At 47.9% G+C, this 17,535-nt stretch carries 18 protein-coding genes and 1 riboswitch; of the genes, 7 read left to right on the plus strand and 11 right to left on the minus strand.

Annotated features, from left to right (window positions below; all coding sequences use genetic code 11):
- The first annotated feature begins 1 nt into the window (after nt 1).
- The 3 genes from EDI28_RS11590 to rnd all read left to right on the plus strand — a co-directional run bounded on the left by EDI28_RS11590 (nt 2) and on the right by rnd (nt 3,959).
- Entirely contained in the window at nt 2-931 is a 930-nt protein-coding gene (locus tag EDI28_RS11590) for an alpha/beta fold hydrolase (protein WP_233353358.1), read from the plus strand.
- 121 nt (nt 932-1,052) lie between these two features.
- On the plus strand, nt 1,053-2,738 hold the full coding sequence (fadD, locus tag EDI28_RS11595) for a long-chain-fatty-acid--CoA ligase FadD (protein ID WP_128784039.1): 1,686 nt from the start codon (nt 1,053-1,055) through the stop codon (nt 2,736-2,738).
- A gap of 99 nt (nt 2,739-2,837) precedes the next feature.
- Nucleotides 2,838-3,959, plus strand: coding sequence for a ribonuclease D (rnd, locus tag EDI28_RS11600; protein WP_128784040.1), 1,122 nt, complete (start codon nt 2,838-2,840; stop codon nt 3,957-3,959).
- Between the two features lie 73 nt (nt 3,960-4,032).
- On the opposite strand, the gene minE is transcribed toward rnd, so the two are convergent.
- Genes minE through minC form a run of 3 tightly spaced genes read right to left on the minus strand, consistent with a single transcriptional unit; the run spans nt 4,033 to nt 5,799 of the window.
- Nucleotides 4,033-4,296: a cell division topological specificity factor MinE gene (gene minE, locus EDI28_RS11605; RefSeq protein ID WP_128784041.1), complete on the minus strand. Its 264-nt coding sequence runs from the start codon at nt 4,294-4,296 to the stop codon at nt 4,033-4,035.
- A gap of 6 nt (nt 4,297-4,302) precedes the next feature.
- The gene (gene minD / locus EDI28_RS11610) at nt 4,303-5,115 is read right to left on the minus strand and encodes a septum site-determining protein MinD (protein ID WP_128784042.1); all 813 of its coding nucleotides are present in this window, start codon (nt 5,113-5,115) and stop codon (nt 4,303-4,305) included.
- A gap of 21 nt (nt 5,116-5,136) precedes the next feature.
- Nucleotides 5,137-5,799 (minus strand): septum site-determining protein MinC, encoded by a 663-nt coding sequence (gene minC, locus EDI28_RS11615; RefSeq protein WP_128784043.1) that lies wholly within the window; start codon nt 5,797-5,799, stop codon nt 5,137-5,139.
- Between the two features lie 223 nt (nt 5,800-6,022).
- On the opposite strand from minC, the gene EDI28_RS11620 reads away from it, so the two are divergent.
- Nucleotides 6,023-6,304, plus strand: a complete 282-nt coding sequence (locus EDI28_RS11620) for a YcgL domain-containing protein (protein ID WP_128784332.1) — start codon at nt 6,023-6,025, stop codon at nt 6,302-6,304.
- Between the two features lie 9 nt (nt 6,305-6,313).
- A complete protein-coding gene (locus tag EDI28_RS11625) occupies nt 6,314-7,285 on the plus strand; it encodes a lytic murein transglycosylase (RefSeq protein WP_128784044.1) in 972 nt (323 codons plus the stop codon).
- A gap of 415 nt (nt 7,286-7,700) precedes the next feature.
- Here EDI28_RS11625 and EDI28_RS11630 read toward each other — a convergent pair whose 3' ends face one another.
- Nucleotides 7,701-8,099: an H-NS family histone-like protein gene (locus EDI28_RS11630; protein ID WP_128784045.1), complete on the minus strand. Its 399-nt coding sequence runs from the start codon at nt 8,097-8,099 to the stop codon at nt 7,701-7,703.
- A gap of 372 nt (nt 8,100-8,471) precedes the next feature.
- A riboswitch (Lysine riboswitch) is annotated at nt 8,472-8,655 on the plus strand.
- Between the two features lie 94 nt (nt 8,656-8,749).
- Between EDI28_RS11630 and EDI28_RS11635 the strand changes: the two genes are divergently transcribed.
- Nucleotides 8,750-10,342 carry a Na+/H+ antiporter NhaC family protein gene (locus EDI28_RS11635; protein ID WP_128784046.1) on the plus strand — a complete coding sequence of 531 codons (1,593 nt, stop codon included), beginning with the start codon at nt 8,750-8,752 and terminating at the stop codon, nt 10,340-10,342.
- A 174-nt stretch (nt 10,343-10,516) separates the two neighbouring features.
- Entirely contained in the window at nt 10,517-11,095 is a 579-nt protein-coding gene (locus EDI28_RS11640; RefSeq protein WP_128784047.1) for a thymidine kinase, read from the plus strand.
- 121 nt (nt 11,096-11,216) lie between these two features.
- On the opposite strand, the gene hisIE is transcribed toward EDI28_RS11640, so the two are convergent.
- From hisIE to hisD, 7 genes are read right to left on the minus strand one after another with little or no spacing between them, the layout of a single operon-like run.
- Entirely contained in the window at nt 11,217-11,843 is a 627-nt protein-coding gene (gene hisIE / locus EDI28_RS11645; protein ID WP_128784048.1) for a bifunctional phosphoribosyl-AMP cyclohydrolase/phosphoribosyl-ATP diphosphatase HisIE, read from the minus strand.
- Nucleotides 11,840-12,613 (minus strand): imidazole glycerol phosphate synthase subunit HisF, encoded by a 774-nt coding sequence (gene hisF, locus EDI28_RS11650; RefSeq protein WP_128784049.1) that lies wholly within the window; start codon nt 12,611-12,613, stop codon nt 11,840-11,842. The genes hisIE and hisF overlap by 4 nt, the downstream gene beginning before the upstream one ends.
- An 18-nt stretch (nt 12,614-12,631) precedes the next feature.
- Nucleotides 12,632-13,366, minus strand: coding sequence for a 1-(5-phosphoribosyl)-5-[(5-phosphoribosylamino)methylideneamino]imidazole-4-carboxamide isomerase (gene hisA, locus EDI28_RS11655; protein ID WP_128784050.1), 735 nt, complete (start codon nt 13,364-13,366; stop codon nt 12,632-12,634).
- A 42-nt stretch (nt 13,367-13,408) separates the two neighbouring features.
- Nucleotides 13,409-14,050 carry an imidazole glycerol phosphate synthase subunit HisH gene (hisH, locus tag EDI28_RS11660; protein WP_128784051.1) on the minus strand — a complete coding sequence of 214 codons (642 nt, stop codon included), beginning with the start codon at nt 14,048-14,050 and terminating at the stop codon, nt 13,409-13,411.
- Nucleotides 14,050-15,135 carry a bifunctional histidinol-phosphatase/imidazoleglycerol-phosphate dehydratase HisB gene (gene hisB / locus EDI28_RS11665; RefSeq protein ID WP_128784052.1) on the minus strand — a complete coding sequence of 362 codons (1,086 nt, stop codon included), beginning with the start codon at nt 15,133-15,135 and terminating at the stop codon, nt 14,050-14,052. The genes hisH and hisB overlap by 1 nt, the downstream gene beginning before the upstream one ends.
- A gap of 19 nt (nt 15,136-15,154) precedes the next feature.
- Nucleotides 15,155-16,207 carry a histidinol-phosphate transaminase gene (gene hisC / locus EDI28_RS11670; protein ID WP_128784053.1) on the minus strand — a complete coding sequence of 351 codons (1,053 nt, stop codon included), beginning with the start codon at nt 16,205-16,207 and terminating at the stop codon, nt 15,155-15,157.
- Nucleotides 16,208-16,209: 2 nt separating this feature from the next.
- Nucleotides 16,210-17,532, minus strand: a complete 1,323-nt coding sequence (hisD, locus tag EDI28_RS11675; RefSeq protein ID WP_128784054.1) for a histidinol dehydrogenase — start codon at nt 17,530-17,532, stop codon at nt 16,210-16,212.
- Nucleotides 17,533-17,535 lie beyond the last annotated feature (3 nt).

The raw sequence follows: 17,535 nt of genomic DNA on the forward strand, positions 1-17,535 counted from the left end.
TGTGTCGAGTGTAATGTTTAATACACGCTTCCAGCTGGCAGAGTTAACGCTGGCTGGTTTGTGTTCATTTCAGATCCAGGGCGAGATTGTTTCGCCTTCATCGCCGTTGTCTTACCCATGTGATCAAAAGCCGATTTTGTTATTTTTGCATGGCTGGCAGGATAATGCCGCCAGCTTTGCCCCTTTGTTCGTGACGTTGGCCGACAAGTTTCATCTGATCGCGATCGACTGGCCCGGTCATGGTCATTCTCAGCCTCGGGGTAAGGATAACTACTATTACTTTTTCGATTATCTTGATGATTTAAAACAGCTGATGGCATTACTGCCAGATCGAGAAGTCTATCTGGTCGGGCACTCATTGGGTGCATTGGTCGCCAGTTGCTATGCGGCGGTTTTTCCGGCCGATGTGGCTGGGGTGGTGTTAATTGAAGGGATGTCTCCGCTCCATGAGTCTCCGGACCACATGGTACAACGTCTTCGTGACGGCATTGCCAGCCGGCAGCGTTATCGTCGCCGGACTGAACTGTGGGGAAGGGGCCGGGGGATGTCGTCTTTTCAGGAAGCCCTGAAGCTGCGTTGTACAGTTAATCAGTTGTCGGCAGAGCAACTTGCCCCCTTGGTCGAGCGCGCGACATATCAGGACGGTTCGAACTGGTACTGGCGGCATGATAATAGACTACGCTGTGATTCTTTGTACCGTATGGCGGAAGGACATGCGAAGGTGCTAATGTCTCAAATTCAGTGTCCGGTCTTGTCGATTCTTGGCCGGAGCGGATTTACAGCACTCAAGCAGCCGGAGGCCGGAAGGCATTGGTTGCAGCACGGCTCCCAGGTTGAAGTTGATGGTGGTCATCACTGTCATATTGAAAGTCCGCGGGCTGTTTGTGAGCATATTGTGCGATTCACATCAAATTTTAGCCAGCTGGCCTAATTGGTTGTTGTTGGTTTTTTGTTAATTATGCTGTGGTGGTGATAACAAGCGGTTGTTTGAATCATTCCCCCTTACAGCAAGTTTTGGGCGCTAGCGCCAGATAAAAGAAGGAGAGTGCAAAGTGGATAAGGTTTGGCTTAACCGCTATCCGGAAGATGTACCGGCAGAAATTAATCCGGATTCATACCTGTCTCTGGTTGATATGTTTGAGCAGTCTGTACAGAAGTTTGCAGATCAGACAGCATTTATCAACATGGGACAGGTCATGACCTTCCGCAAGTTGGAAGAGCGCAGCCGTGCTTTTGCTGCTTACTTGCAAAATGATCTCAAGCTAAAAAAAGGTGATCGAGTTGCCGTCATGATGCCGAACTTGCTGCAATACCCTATTGCCCTGTTTGGTATTCTTCGTGCTGGTTGTGTCGTGGTTAACATCAACCCGCTGTATACCCCGCGAGAGCTAGAGCATCAGCTAAACGATTCGGGTTCAAAAGCGATTGTTATTGTTTCCAACTTTGCACACACCCTAGAATCAGTCGTAAAGAACACTAGTGTCCAGCATGTTGTATTAACTCGGCTTGGGGATCAGCTTTCCCGACCGAAAGGCACGCTAGTTAACTTTGTCGTGAAGTATATTAAAAAGATGGTGCCAAAGTACCATCTTCCTCATGCAACATCTATGCGTGCGGCGCTGAGCAAAGGGCGTCGGATGCAGTATGTCAAACCGTTTATGTCCGGTGAGGATACTGCCTTTCTGCAATACACTGGCGGGACAACCGGCGTAGCCAAAGGGGCAATGCTGAGCCATCGCAATATGTTGGCCAATGTTATGCAGGCGAAAGGTGCCTATGGGCCGGTACTGACCGAAGGACGTGAGCTGATTGTTACGGCATTGCCGCTTTATCACGTTTTTGCATTGACGGTTAACTGTCTGCTATTTATTGAAATGGGTGGGCGAAACCTGCTGATTACCAACCCGCGTGATATTCCGACTTTTGTCAAAGAGCTACAACGTTATCCGTTTACCGCAATTACCGGGGTTAATACCCTGTTTAATGCCCTTGTGAATAACGAAGATTTCCATGAACTGGACTTCAGTAATTTACGTCTGTCGGTCGGCGGAGGGATGGCCGTGCAGCGTGCTGTGGCTGAAAAGTGGAAGCAGATCACCAGTAATTATCTGCTAGAAGGCTATGGGTTAACGGAGTGTTCACCGTTGGTGGCGGCCTATCCGTATGATCTAGTTGATTATAATGGTTCCATCGGCCTGCCTGTTCCTTCAACGGAAGTACGTATGGTGGATGATGAAGGCAATGTTGTCGCGAATGATCAGACTGGTGAGCTGCAAGTGCGTGGCCCTCAGGTGATGCAGGGTTACTGGCAAAGGCCGGAAGCGACCAAGGAAGTGCTCAATGAAGATGGTTGGTTATCAACCGGTGATATTGTCCGTTTTGATGAAGATGGCTTTTTGCATATTGTTGATCGTAAGAAAGATATGATCTTGGTGTCGGGTTTTAATGTCTATCCGAATGAAATTGAAGACGTTGTCGCGTTGAATGCCAAGGTGTTGGAAGTTGCTGCGATCGGCCTGCCACACGAAGTGTCGGGTGAGGTGGTGAAAGTTTGCGTGGTCAAGCGAGATCCGAGCCTGACACGAGACGAGCTGCTGATGCATTGTCGCGAGCACCTGACTGGCTATAAAGTGCCCAAGGTTGTTGAGTTCCGTGACGAATTGCCAAAAACCAATGTCGGTAAAATTTTGCGCCGTGCCTTGCGAGAAGAGTCTGACAAGCAGGCACAAGAAGCATAACCTGTAAATTCAGGTTACAATGAGTGTATTTCGAGTGCCGGCTATCATGCCGGCACTTTCTTTCGGTTAGTTATAGTCGATGAAAATTAAAGGTTTGCTGTGAATTTTGAAATCATAACAACAACTGAACGGCTGGAAGTAGTATGTGAGCATGCCCGCAACCAGGCGGCTGTAATGCTTGATACGGAATTTGTCCGCACCCGCACACTTTATCCTAAGCTTGGCTTGATCCAGCTGTTTGATGGGGACAGCCTGGCTTTGATTGATCCTCTGGAAATTGAAGATTTAGAGCCGTTATGGGCGCTGCTTCGCGATCAGGCAGTTATCAAGGTACTGCATGCCTGTGGAGAAGATCTGGAAGTGTTCCAGCATTATGCCGGGTGCTTGCCCGTTCCAATGATCGATACCCAAGTTATGGCATCGTTTCTTGGCTATGGTGTTTCAGCTGGTTTCGGAACTCTGGTTAAAGATTTTCTGGGGGTAGAGCTGGATAAAGGCGAAGCTCGTACAAACTGGATGGCTCGTCCGCTGACAGATAAACAGCTCGATTATGCTGCCGCGGATGTTTTTTATCTGTTGCCGCTGTATCAGAAACTGTTGGCGCAGGTTGAAGAAAAAGACTGGTTGGAAGCCTTGAAACAGGAATGCGCTTCGCTCATGGTTCGGCGTATAAAGCCCGTTGATCCTGAAAAAGTGTATCTCGACATTAAAAATGCCTGGCAACTTGAGCCCAAACAGCTAGCTGTCTTGCAGAAAGTCGCCAAGTGGCGACTGCTTGAAGCTCGCAAGCGAGATTTGGCCTTGAATTTTATCGTGAAAGAGCTGCACCTGTGGAAACTGGCTCGCTATGACATTAGATCCAAGGCAGTAATGGCTAAAGAAGGCTTCGATAGTATGGAAATCCAGCGCCATGCAAATCGTTTATTGAAAATAGTTTATGACGCTGATGATATCTCTCCCCAGCAGTATCCGGAAAAAATTGTCCGTCTTGTCGATTTGACCGGCTATAAACAGTTGGTGAAGCGGATAAAAGATGAGATTGGCAAGGTTGAAAAAGAAACGGGTCTCGCACCGGAGTTTTTGGCCTCCAAAAAGCAGATTAATCAGCTGATCTCGTGGGCCTGGAACAAGCAAAGGCCTGCAGATGATTTACCTGATATGCTGAAGAACTGGCGTAAGGGTCTATTTGAAGAGCGTGTATTACCTTTGTTGGATAGGTAACTTATTTTAGTCTGACATAAACGATAAAAAAGCCCCGGCGCATTTGCCGGGGCTTTTCTTTTGACACAAAAAGTTACTTGTCTTCATCCGGCAGTGTGACATTGAGTTCTAGAACAGACAAGTCTTCCTCTTTCTGATCTAGGTTGACACTGACTTGTTCCGGGGTGATCTCGACGTATTTGCGGATCACATCAAGAATGTCTTGCTTTAGCTGCGGCAGATAGCTAGGCGTGCTTTGGTTGGCAGTACGCCTTTCGGCAACGATAATCTGTAGCCTTTCCTTTGCTACACTCGCTGTCGTTGGTTTCTTAGGGCGGAAGAACTCTAGCAAAGCCATAGTGATTTAGCCTCCAAATAAGCGTTTAAGGAAGCCTTTTTTCTCTTCCTCTAAGAAACGGAACGGGCGATCTTCGCCCAGCAGGCGGCCAACAGTATCTTCATAGGCTGTTCCTGCATCAGAATCCTTGTCAAAAATAACAGGTTCACCCTTATTTGAAGCATTCAGAACTGCCTGGCTTTCGGGGATGACACCTAGTAGCGGAATATGTAGGATTTCTTCCACATCTCCGACGCTCAGCATTTCACCCAAGGTAACACGAGCCGGGTTGTAGCGGGTAAGCAGCAAATGCGTTTTAACTGGCTCTAGGGTTTGTTCTGCCCGGCGTGACTTCGAGTCGAGAATACCCAAAATACGGTCAGAGTCTCGTACTGAAGAGACTTCCGGGTTAGTTGTTACAATAGCTTCGTCGGCAAAGTAAAGGGCCATTTGGGCGCCCGTTTCAATGCCTGCTGGTGAATCGCAGATGATAAAGTCAAAGCCCATATCAGTAAGATCATTCAGAACACGTTCAACACCTTCTTGGCTGAGGGCATCTTTGTCACGTGTTTGTGATGCTGGAAGCACGAATAAGTTATCAACGCGCTTGTCTTTGATCAGAGCCTGATTCAGGTTGGCTTCACCGTTAATCACATTAACAAAATCATATACGACACGGCGCTCACAACCCATGATCAGGTCAAGGTTACGCAGGCCGATATCAAAATCAATGACTGCAGTTTTCTTGCCGCTTAAGGCAAGGCCTGATGCGATAGCTGCACTGGAGGTTGTTTTACCAACGCCACCTTTCCCCGAGGTAACAACGATAATACGTGCCATCTATTAATTCCTTATCAAACGTTATAAAGCCAAATGCTCTATGTTTAAATTATTTTCAGCAAGTGAGATAACGACACCTTTACCCCAGAACTCAGCTTCGATTTTATCACTTAGCCAGTAGTTTCCGGCAATGGAAATTAGTTCAGATTGCAAATTCTGACAAAAAATTCGTGCTTGCTGCTGGCCACTGGCTCCGGCAATCGCTCGGCCACGCATTGTGCCATATATATGGATGCAGCCATCAGCAATAATTTCCGCGCCGGCACTGACATGATTCATTATCACAAGATCACAGTTTTTCGCATAGATTTGCTGGCCTGAGCGGACTGGCGTGCGGATGATCTTGGTTGGTTCCATCGCGGTCTCAGCCGCTTTGTTTTGCCGTGCTGCATTCATGATAGCAAACCCGGCACGCTTTGCCTGAGTTTGAAGGTGAGTATTTTTACAGCCACTGATCCCGACAGGGATCATTCCTGCATTTTGTACTTCTGATTTTAACGTGTTGAAATCGATGCTATCGCCAGCTTGGCTGATGTCGATTACAACAGGCGCAGCGGCGAAAAAATTTGGCGCCTGATTGACTTTCTCTTTTAAGAAGTCGGTCGCCTTTTCGATGTCCCCGTCAACTAGATGCAGGGCCGAGAGCGTGAAAGAGCTCCCTTTAAGTTCTGCTGTTTTTGCCATACTCATTCAATGACTGTCGCTTAATTAGCCGTTAGGGTACGTTATCACATAGATACTTGCATGTTATATTCCCAAGGGTATATCAGCAAGCTATCCTTGCGTTAGCGTTGGAAATTCAGACAAGCATCCCATCTGCATCGCTCTATGCTGGCTATCTGTGGGAATGATTTCGCAAAATTGCGGTCTGAATTAGATGAAAGCTTTAACTAACAGGCTATTTTTGATGTTTTGTGCAATTTACAAAAGCTCTAAAAAAGAAAATACATATCTATATATCAATACGAAAGATGACTTTTCAGAGGTTCCTGAGAGTCTAATGGCAACGTTTGGTACTCCTCAGTTTGTGATGGTACTAAACCTTGATAATGGACGTAAATTAGCACTGGCTGATGTGGGGAAGGTAAAAGAAGCTCTGGGTACAATTGGCTATTACCTGCAGGTACCACCACCAGTAACGAATTTGCTTGAAGAGTATAAGGCTGAGAAAGCCGAAAGAAATGCATAAAGGGTAACTATGCGTAAGAGATTGATGTCGGTCCTGGTGGCCATAGGTTTAGGGATCTCATCGTCGGTGTTGGCTGCCGATGCTGGGTTTGACGAATATGTACTCGGGCTGAAAGCAGAAGCACGGGAAAATGGAATTTCAGAGTCGATAATCAACTCTGCCTTTGACGGTATTGAATTTACCGAACGTGCAGTTAAGGCTGATAAAAATCAGCCTGAAAAAAAACTGACCCTAGATGAATATATCCCAAGAGCGGTTCCTGATTGGAAAGTAGAGCAAGCAAACCAATTATACCGGAAGCATAAAGAGGCTCTGGATGAAATTGGTAAGCAACTGGGTGTTCAGCCACGGTTTATTGTTGCTTTATGGGGTGTTGAAAGTAATTTTGGGCGCTTAACGGGAAATTATAATGTGATTGAAGCATTGTCGACATTAGCTTATGAAGGGCGCCGAGAGGCTTTTTTCCGTAATCAAGTAATGGCGGCATTAGAAATTTTGAATGCTGGTCATATCACCCCAAGCAAGATGAAAGGTTCTTGGGCCGGAGCGATGGGGCAGCCTCAGTTTATGCCGACCTCATTCTTAGCCTATGCAGTCGACGGTAATAATGATGGTCGTATTGATATTTGGAACACTGAGGTTGATGTCTTTGCCTCGGCAGCCAATTATCTGAATAAGTCAGGGTGGGATGATAAATATACCTGGGGACGGCAGGTAAAAATACCGAGTAGTATAAATGAATCACTATTGGGTATTGAAAAGGATAAAGGCCGCTCTTTGGCTGAATGGCAACAGTTAGGTATTAGAAGATTAAATGGGCAATCATTACCCAAGGTAGATATTAAAGCCTGGCTTATTCAACCGGATGATAATCACGGCAGGGCATACTTGATATATGGTAATTATCAGACACTGTTAAAGTGGAATCGGTCGCATTATTTCGCCCTTGCTGTTAGCCATTTGGCTGATAAAATTCGATAAGGAACAAATGAAAAAAAACCAGACATCGTGTCTGGTTTTTTTATCTTTCTAGATCTTGTTGAACTCTGAAATCCTTACTCCTAGAGGCACTGGGTTAAAATGGTGCCAGTGGGCTAAGCCCAAGAAAATAGCGATAGGAATGGCTTTTATTTGAAGTGGTCTGGGCTTGGAATTGCCTTTAAGGCCAGCTGTGCTTGGCTTCGATGTTTGTTAGCAAGTACTAATTTCAATCGTTATATCATGATATGGCACTTAGGTTTATCGCTAAGTAATTTTTGCTGAACGAAGACTTTGAGGCGGTATGGATATATTGAGCTGATCATTTATTTACTGAATGGCCTTTGCATCTGGGAGCTAAAAGGTATAAAAAAGCCCGGTAATATTACCGGGCTTTTGTTCAGCTTATATTCAGCAATTATTCGATTTCAAACTCTTCTAGAGCTTTGCCATCATCAAGCGCTTTTTTCAGGGCACTTGGAGTACGGCCTTGGCCAGTCCAAGTTTTTTCTTCGCCATTTTCATCGATGAATTTATATTTAGCAGGACGAGCAGCTCGTTTTGCTTTAGGTGCTTTGCCTAGAGTTGCTAGTAATTCTTCTGGGTCGATGCCGTCAGCTAGAAGCATTTCACGGTACTGAGCCAGTTTCTCGTTACGTTCGTTTTCTTTAGCACGCTCTTCAGCTTCTGCTTCTTCACGTTCACTAACGACAGTTTGTAGTTTCTCAAGAGCTTCTTGTAGTTGTTCTAGAGTATATTCACGAGAAAGTGCGCGAAGACTACGAAGGTTTAACAGCGCTTTCATTGCATCAGACATTTTTAATTTCCTGTTGGCCTAAAACTATTTTAAATAATAATAGCAGTCACAAATCAATAATTGCAATAATAATACTTTTAATACCCTGATGCCAAATAAAATATCTACTCGATAATTATTTTTTTTCTAATTTGCTTCAAAGAATCTCATTTGTAATAACGGCGAATCCATGCAGTTAGTGCAATTAATCGTGGTGTTGCGGAATCAGACTGATTAATTAAGTGCGTTCTATTTCATATTGAAGGGGGGATAGATAGTTATTATTTGGTTGTTTTTTCAACGAATGAGCAAGATTATTCACTATTCGTGTTAATTTTTTCATCGTAACTTGTTGCAAATGCATCGCTATTCCGTAGAATTAGTCATTCCTTGACTAAGGGTAGAGGCGCATTGTCTATAAGTAGCAGGTTGGAGGGTGATTCCTTTGATGATCTGCAAAAGGAGCCAATGCCGAAGTAAGATAAGGCCATCATGCCTTCTTGCTGGGGTTGTTACCGAATAGGGGCAACACTGCCATAGTATATAATTACATTAACTATGGAGCGCTACTGTGGGGTCGGAATAGGTAACATCCTTTTCTTATGCTCTTTCCTCGCGACATTGTCGTGTTCAGCAGTAGATCTCCAACCAGATTGGTTGTAGTAGAGATCATGAACATTGTAGATTTTTCCCATTCGTCCATTTCGCTTTTGCCGCCATTAGTGGCATTAGGCTTGGCAATTCTAACCCGCCGCGTATTGGTTTCATTAGGCGTCGGAGTCCTTCTTGGCTCATTGTTACTGACAGATTTTTCCTTCGGTGCGACTGCGGAATATATCGGCAGTACAGTGAAAGGTCTTTTCATTGATGATGGTGCGATCAATAGCTGGAATATGAGCATTGTCGCTTTCCTTGTTTTGTTGGGAATGATGACGGCATTGTTAACCCTGTCTGGCGGTACCCGTGCTTTCGCTGAATGGGCGCAAACAAAAATAAAGAGTAAGCGAGGTGCCAAGTTATTGGCTGCTTTCTTGGGCGTGTTTATCTTTGTTGATGACTATTTTAATAGCTTGGCTGTGGGATCTATTTCTCGTCCGGTTACCGACCGTTTTTATGTTTCCCGCGCTAAACTTGCCTATATTCTCGATTCGACTGCAGCCCCGATGTGTGTGTTGATGCCAGCTTCAAGCTGGGGGGCTTATATTATTACGCTTATTGGCGGTATTTTGGTATCGCATGGCATAACGGAATATTCAGCGTTAAGTGCATTTGTTCAGCTTGCACCAATGAACTTCTACGCTGTCTTTGCTTTATTAATGGTGTTTGTTGTTGCTTGGTTCCAGTTAGATATTGGTGCAATGAAGAAGCATGAGCTGCAGGCTAGTCATGGCCACGGTTTTGATGAAGGTGGCGATGACAGCCAGGCAAAAGATCTTAACGATGAGCTGGAAATAGAAGAGAGCGAAAATGGCCGCGTGTTTGATTTGATCATGCCGATTGTCGCGCTGATTTTCTCGACTTTCTTCTTTATGCTCTTCACCGGTTACCAAGTTTTGGCTGCCGATGGTATTGCGTTCAATATTTTAGGCGCGTTCGAGAATACCGATGTAGGTATGTCACTGGTATACGGCGGTATTGTCGGCTTGCTGGCTGCGATTGTGCCGGTGTTGCGCCAACGCCTACCGATGGCAGATGTTGCAAACACGCTGTGGATTGGCGCGAAGTCGATGTTTGGTGCCATCCTTATTTTACTGTTTGCATGGAGTATCGGTAGTGTGATCAGCGATATGGCAACGGGTAAATACCTGTCGACGCTGGTGCAGGGCAATATCAACCCGATGCTACTTCCGGCAATCTTGTTCTTGCTGGCAGGTCTGATGGCATTCTCGACCGGTACGTCTTGGGGCACATTTGGTATCATGCTGCCTATCGCTGGTGATTTGGCGGCGGCTACCGAAATTTCTCTGATGCTACCAATGCTGGGTGCTGTATTGGCAGGCTCGGTGTTTGGTGATCACTGTTCCCCGATCTCGGATACCACTATTCTGTCTTCGACCGGTGCACGCTGTCACCATATCGACCACGTTGCTACCCAGCTGCCATACGCAGTGGCTGTGGCGTTTGTATCGACAGTCGGCTTCTTGGTGCTTGGCCTGACTAGCTCAATGGCTGTGGCGTTTATGGCTGCGACGATCACCTTTATTCTGGTCTGCCTGCTGCTGATGTGGTTGTCTCGTCGCCCGACAGAGTTAGCTGCGAAGTAGAAAAGCTAATAGAATATTGATTCTGATTTAATTGAAAGCCTGCAATATGATTGCAGGCTTTTTTATTCCGCTTGGGTACGCATTTGTTATCTTTTGATTGACCCTGATACTTTCAATTCAGAGCCATTTTCTGTAGCATTTCGGCAGTTTTTTTGCGCTTGGACGGGGAGCCTTATGGCCCAGATGTATTTCTATTACTCGGCAATGAATGCGGGTAAGTCGACGACGTTACTACAGTCATCTTTCAATTATCGTGAGCGTGGTATGACACCGGTAATTTTTACCGCTTCTATCGATAACCGATATGGCAAAGGAAAGGTGAGTTCACGTATAGGTCTACAAGAAGACGCTGAGCTATTTAATGCGAAAGATGACCTGTATCGTAAACTTCAGGATATGTATGCAACCGGTAAAATTGATTGCGTACTGATTGATGAATGTCAGTTCTTAACCAAAGAGCAGGTTTATCAGCTGACGGAAGTGGTTGATAAAATGCATATCCCAGTGTTGTGCTATGGTCTTCGCAGTGATTTTCGTGGTGAGTTGTTCGAGGGAAGCAAGTACCTGCTGTCATGGGCGGACAAATTGGTTGAGCTGAAAACAATTTGCCATTGTGGCCGTAAAGCCAATATGGTGATCCGTCAAGATGAGACTGGCCGTGCTATTGCTGATGGCGATCAGGTGGAAATTGGCGGTAATGATCGCTACGTCTCTGTTTGCCGCAAGCATTATAAAGAAGCTCTAGGCTGTTAATATCAGTCTGAGTAGGCAGAAGCCATGAAATAACGAGTTAACTCGAAATAAAAAGCCTGAGTGATTTCACTCAGGCTTTGCTGCATTTAGAGCCGTTACTTATCTTGGCGATATTTCCGGGCTATTTATGACGCTCTTGAAGCTTGGCTGTGACATCTGACAGGGATAAGCCCTGATCCTGAAGCAATACAATCAAGTGATAGATCAAATCCGCAGATTCACAGACTAACTCCTTCTTGTCACCCGACGTTGCCGCAAGCGCGACTTCAACACCTTCTTCGCCCACTTTTTGCGAAATACGCTTGGTACCACGGGCATAGAGGCTGGCAGTGTAAGAGGATTCTGGATTGGCATCTTTACGAGCAGCCAGGATCTGCTCAAGTTGATGAAGGAACACCAAGGCAGGCTGCTCATCCTGTCCTTCGATTGTGCTATCGCTATCAAAACAGGTTGCTGTGCCCAGGTGGCAAGTAGGACCTACCGGGTTTACCTTTACCAGCAACGTATCTTGATCGCAATCTAGCTTGATACTCTTGAGCTGAAGTACGTTGCCAGAGGTTTCCCCTTTGGTCCACAGGCGGTTTTTGGTTCGCGACCAAAACGTTACCTGCTTAGTTTCCAGGGTTTTATTAAGTGCCTCGTCATTCATATATCCCAGCATCAGCACTTGGCCGCTGGTATTGTCCTGAACGATGGCCGGCACCAATCCGTCTACTTTTTCCCAATTTATATTCGTTGCTAGGCTCATAGTCGGATCTCCACGTCCTGTTGTTTCAAATACTGCTTAAGCTTGCCGATATTGATGATTTGCTTGTGGAAGACAGAAGCGGCGAGGGCACCGTCTACATTGGCTCTGTTGAAAGCATCAGCGAAATGCACCATTTCACCTGCACCGCCAGAAGCAATCAATGGCACATGGCAGACTTCGCGTACCATGTTTAGCTGAGTCAGATCATAACCGTTTCGTACACCGTCCTGATTCATCATATTGAGCACTATCTCACCGGCACCACGTCGCTGCACCTCTTGTACCCAGTCACGGGTTTCCCACTGGGTTGCTTTGGTACGTGTCTCATCACCGGTAAACTGATACACCTGATATTTACCGGTATCGGCATCGAAGTAGGAATCGATACCGACGACAATACATTGCACACCAAACTTATCGGCAAGGTCGGTGATCAGCGCCGGGTTGGCCAGTGCTGGTGAGTTGATAGAGACTTTGTCGGCACCAAACTGCAGGATCCGGCTAGCATCTTCAGCAGACTTAATACCTCCGGCGACGCAAAATGGAATATCGATCACTTCTGCTACTCGGGCAACCCAGCTTTTATCAACGACACGGCCATCGCTTGAGGCTGTGATATCGTAGAACACCAGCTCATCGGCACCCTCTTCGGCATAGCGCTTGGCCAGAGGCACAATATCACCGATGATTTCGTGATTGCGGAACTGAACACCTTTTACGACCTGTCCGTCACGGACATCTAAACAAGGAACGATTCGTCTTGCTAGCATGCTGTTACTCCTTGCTTGTTAGCTATTCCAGCACTGAAAGGCTTCTTCAGCGCTGAATTTTCCGTCGAGCAGAGCCCGGCCGACAATAACACCTGCCACGCCGCTCCCCTTTAGGGCTTCAATATCTTTCAGGCCGCCAATACCACCCGAAGATTGAAACTGTACTTGCGGATACTGGGCACATAGGTCGACATATAATTCAACATTGGATCCTGCCAATGTGCCGTCACGGGAGATATCGGTACAGAGGACATGTTTCAAGCCAACGGTCAGAAAGTCATTCAGCAGTGCCTCTATGCTGACACCGGAATCTTCCTGCCAGCCTGAAATGGCAACATTGCGGTTTCCGTCCTTGTCTATGTTGACGTCGAGGGCCAGGACGATATGTTCCGGGCCGTATTTTTCCATCCAGCCTTTCACCAGCCCGGGCTGCTTCACGGCCGTTGAGCCAATAACCACGCGCTGGGCACCTGCTGCCAATAAGTCAGCAACGTCTTTTTCGGTTCGGACACCGCCGCCAATCTGTATGTTGGCGGGAGTGCTGGCAAGTAGCCGACTGATCAGACCCAGCTGGCGTGCAGATGTGTCTTTGGCTCCGGTTAGGTCAACCAGGTGAAGCCAATCTGCACCTGCCTGGTTGTAGCGTTTAAATTGCTCTGCGGGATCGACTTTGTATTCTGTGACTTGGCCGTAATCGCCCTGAAAAAGGCGAACAACCTGGCCGTTAATTAAATCGAGTGCGGGAATAATCATCCTAAGTCCTTTTGATGTGTTTCAGCTCACTGAATTAACAAGTCACATCTCTAAAAAGTTTTTGATAAGTTGGGCGCCGGCTTTGCTGGATCGTTCAGGGTGAAACTGCACCCCGTAATAATTACCGCTCTGGACAGCTGCGGTAAATGGTTGCCCATATTCACAGCGGGCGATGGTATAGCCGCCTTGCTCAGCACACTTGGTGGAAACCGGCATGGCATAACTGTGAACGAAATAGAAGTAGCTACCCGCCGGGATATCGTTAAACAGCGGATGTCCTTCGGCCGGTGTGACGGTATTCCAGCCCATATGCGGCAGCGGCAGAGAACCGGTTTCCAGTTTCTTGATAGGGGCATCACACAGGCCAAGGCAAGGTACAAGCTCGGTACCACTCTGGCCTTGTTCTTCTGATAACTCGCCCAGTAGTTGCATTCCGAGGCAGATTCCCAACAACGGCTTGTCGACTTGCTTGATAAGTTCGACCAAGTCACGCTCTCGGAGGTTTTTCATTGCCTCGCTTGCAGTACCGACACCGGGTAAAAACAGCTTGTCGGCAGCCAGTACAATGCTTGGCTCCTTGCTGACACTAACGGTATAACCCAGGCGCTCGATGGCAAATCGCACCGAAGAGACATTGGCACAGCCAGTATCGATAATGACGACTTTTTGGTTTTCGCTTGCCATTACAGTACTCCTTTACTGCTTGGTAGCTCGGTACCTTCAACGCGGATAGCCTGACGTAGCGTACGGCCAAAGGCCTTGAATAGGCTTTCGACAATGTGGTGGTCATTGTCGCCTGTTGAAGACAGGTGCAGGGTGCAGGCCAGAGTATCGGTAAGCGAGCGGAAGAAGTGCGAGACCATTTCGGTCGAAAGGTCGCCGACTTGCTCGCGACCGAACTTGGCATCGAACTTCAGGTAAGGGCGGCCGGATAGATCCAGGGCACACTGGGCCAGACATTCGTCCATTGGCAGACTGAAACCGAAACGCCCGATACCGCGCTTCTCTCCCAAGGCATTCTTAAGTGCCTGGCCGAGCGCCAGTGCGGTATCTTCTATACTGTGGTGGTCGTCAATGTGCAAATCCCCTTTGACGCTAAGTTCCATGCGGAAACCACCGTGGGTGGCAATTTGATCCAGCATGTGGTCGAAAAAACCAAGGCCAGTTTCGATTTTGTTGCCGCCAGCTTCATCAAGGTTAACTTTCACCCGGATGTCAGTCTCTTTGGTCGTGCGCACTACCTCTGCGATCCTTGGGCTGGTGGTGAGATCTTTAACGATCTGTTGCCAGTTCATGCTGCTCTCGTCGTCAGGCTGCGGATGATACTGGATCCCGCGAATCGCCATATTTTCAGCCAACTGAAGATCGGTTTGACGATCGCCAATAACAGCCGAGGTGGCGAAATCGACTCGACCCTGTTGCAGGTAGCCTTTTACGAGACCAAGCTTGGGCTTGCGGCAACTGCAGTTGTCTTCATCGAAGTGCGGGCAGATAAGGACATCGTCAAATTTCACGCCCTGTGACTCGAAGATCTCCATCATCATGTTGTGTGGAGCATCAAAATCTTGCTGGGGGTAGCTATCTGTTCCCAGGCCGTCCTGATTCGTTACCATCACGAGTTTGTACCCAGCATCCTGCAACTGAAGCAGTGCCGGGATCACGAAAGGTTCAAGCTTCAGTTTATCCAGCCGATCAACTTGAAAATCAACAGGGGGCTCAACAATCAGGGTGCCGTCACGGTCAATAAATAAAATCTTTTCCTTGCTCACAGTGCTCTTCCTTTAATGCTTAATTCTGGTTCAGTTGTTCGCGGATAAACGCCAGGGTTTTTTCACATTCATCGCGGTTGCCGATACTGATGCGAATACAGTTTTCTATCGGGGAACGTCGCAAGATAATGCCATGCTCCCATAATGAGCCAAACAGGGCGTCTGCATCCGGAAATTTCACCAGCAGGTAGTTGCCGTAGCCATCATAGACAGTAACACCGTCCAGCATACCCAGCCCGGCCTGAAGATAGGCGCGATTTGCACTGAGATCGAGAACCTGAAACTTGGTTTTTGCCAACCCGGCAGGCGAGAGGGCCTGAACGGCAATATCTGTCACTGGTACCGGAACCGGGTAGGGGGCGATAACCTTGAGCAGTAGTTCAATGATTTCTGGGTTTGCCAGAGTGAACCCACACCTGAGCCCGGCCAAGGCAAAAGCTTTTGATAGCGTTCGCAGAATAACCAGATTCGGGTACTGGCCGAGCAGGTCGACCGTAGAAGCTTCCGGGCAGAAGTCGATATAGGCTTCGTCGACAACAACGAGCGCTTTGCCCGTCGCCATATCGAGCAGGGCCTCAATATCTTGGCGGTTGATCAAATTGCCAGTCGGGTTGTTTGGGCTGCAGACAAAGATCAGTTTTACGGTGTCGAGATTATCTCTAATGGTTGCTATATCCAACTGCCACTCTGCTGTCAGTGGTACCGTTTTGGTATTGATATCAAACGTTTCTGCACTGATCGCATACATACCGTATGTTGGCGGACAGTACAGGATACTGTCTTGGTTCGGTTCGCAGAAGGTACGGATCAGGAGCTCTATACCCTCATCCGCCCCGCGGGAAGTGAGCACCTGCTCTTTTTTCACGTTAGCATAGTCGGCATAGGCCTGGATCAGCTCTTCCGGCTGGCAGGTACTGTAGCGGTTAAGGCGGTTACACTTGATGTTATATTCATTGGCGAAAGGGGATTCATTGGCATTGAGCCAGATATCACCACTGCCCCCGAGACGACGAGCTGACTGATAGGGGGTCAACTCGCGGACTGTTTTTCGCGCTAGCTTTGAAACGGTCATGACTAGGCCTCCTTTGTTGCCGTCAGTGCGGCCTGTCGAGCCTGCAATTTGTCCATCCGAATAGTCACGGCGCGCTTGTGGGCATCAAGACCTTCTGCCTCGGCGATAGTGACAACTGTCGGCGCTAACTGCTGAAGCCCATCGGCACTTAGTTCTTGCACCGTCATCCGCTTGGTAAAATCAGCCAAGCCTAAGCTGGAGTAGGTTCGAGTATAGCCGTAGGTCGGCAATACGTGGTTAGTGCCGGATGCGTAGTCGCCGACAGACTCTGGCGACCAGTCCCCCAGGAAGATCGAGCCTGCATTATCTAACAGTGGCACCAGTTTGCGTGGATTTCGAGTTTGGACTATCAGGTGTTCAGGTCCATAGTGATTCGAGATAGAGATACACTGGGTTAGGCTATCGGCCACAATCAGCAAGCTCGACCCGAGTGCCTGACGAGCAATGTCAGCCCGAGGCAGTTCTGCCAGTTGTCTCTGGATAGCGTCAGCAACGCGATCGGCAATACTGGGTTCCGGGGTAACCAGCACAACCTGAGAATCCGGTCCGTGCTCGGCCTGACTTAGCAGATCGGCCGCAATAAAATCCGGATCGGCCGTGGTATCGGCTATAACCAATACCTCGGAAGGGCCGGCTGGCATATCGATGGCCGAGCCGCGGAAGTCGTTGCTGACTTGGCGTTTGGCTTCGGTGACAAAGGCATTACCCGGGCCGAAAATTTTGTCTACCTTGGCCACTGATTCCGTGCCGTAGGCCATGGCAGCAACGGCCTGCGCTCCACCGGCATTGTAAATGTCTGTAATACCGCATAGCTTGGCGACATAAAGAATTTCATCGGCAATCGGCGGCGGCGAACACAAGACGGCTTGACGACAACCGGCAATCTGCGCTGGGACTCCAAGCATTAGAACGGTGGAAGGCAACGGGGCACTGCCTCCTGGAATATAAAGGCCAACTGAGTTAATTGGTCGTGTGACTTGTTCACACACCACGCCTGGCTGGGTCTCAACCCGCAGCGTTTTTTGCTCCTGCGCCTTGTGAAAGGTTGCAATGTTGTCATAGGCCTGTTGGAGTGCCTGCTTCATCTTACCGCTTAGGCGAGCTGCTGCGGCGTCGACTTCGTCCGGGCCGACTTTAATTGTTTCCGGACGAATGTTGTCAAACTTTTCGGTCAGATCTAAAAGCGCGTCGTCACCACGCTGGCGGACATCAGCAATCACGTCAGATACGATTGCCGTGATGTTGGCTCCTTCGGTGATTGCCGGACGCTGGAGCAAAGATTCCTGCTGGTTATCGCTTAAAGATTGCCACACAACCGTTTTCATGGG

It is taken from the genome of Photobacterium chitinilyticum (genome assembly GCF_004104355.1).
GTDB lineage: Bacteria > Pseudomonadota > Gammaproteobacteria > Enterobacterales > Vibrionaceae > Photobacterium > Photobacterium chitinilyticum.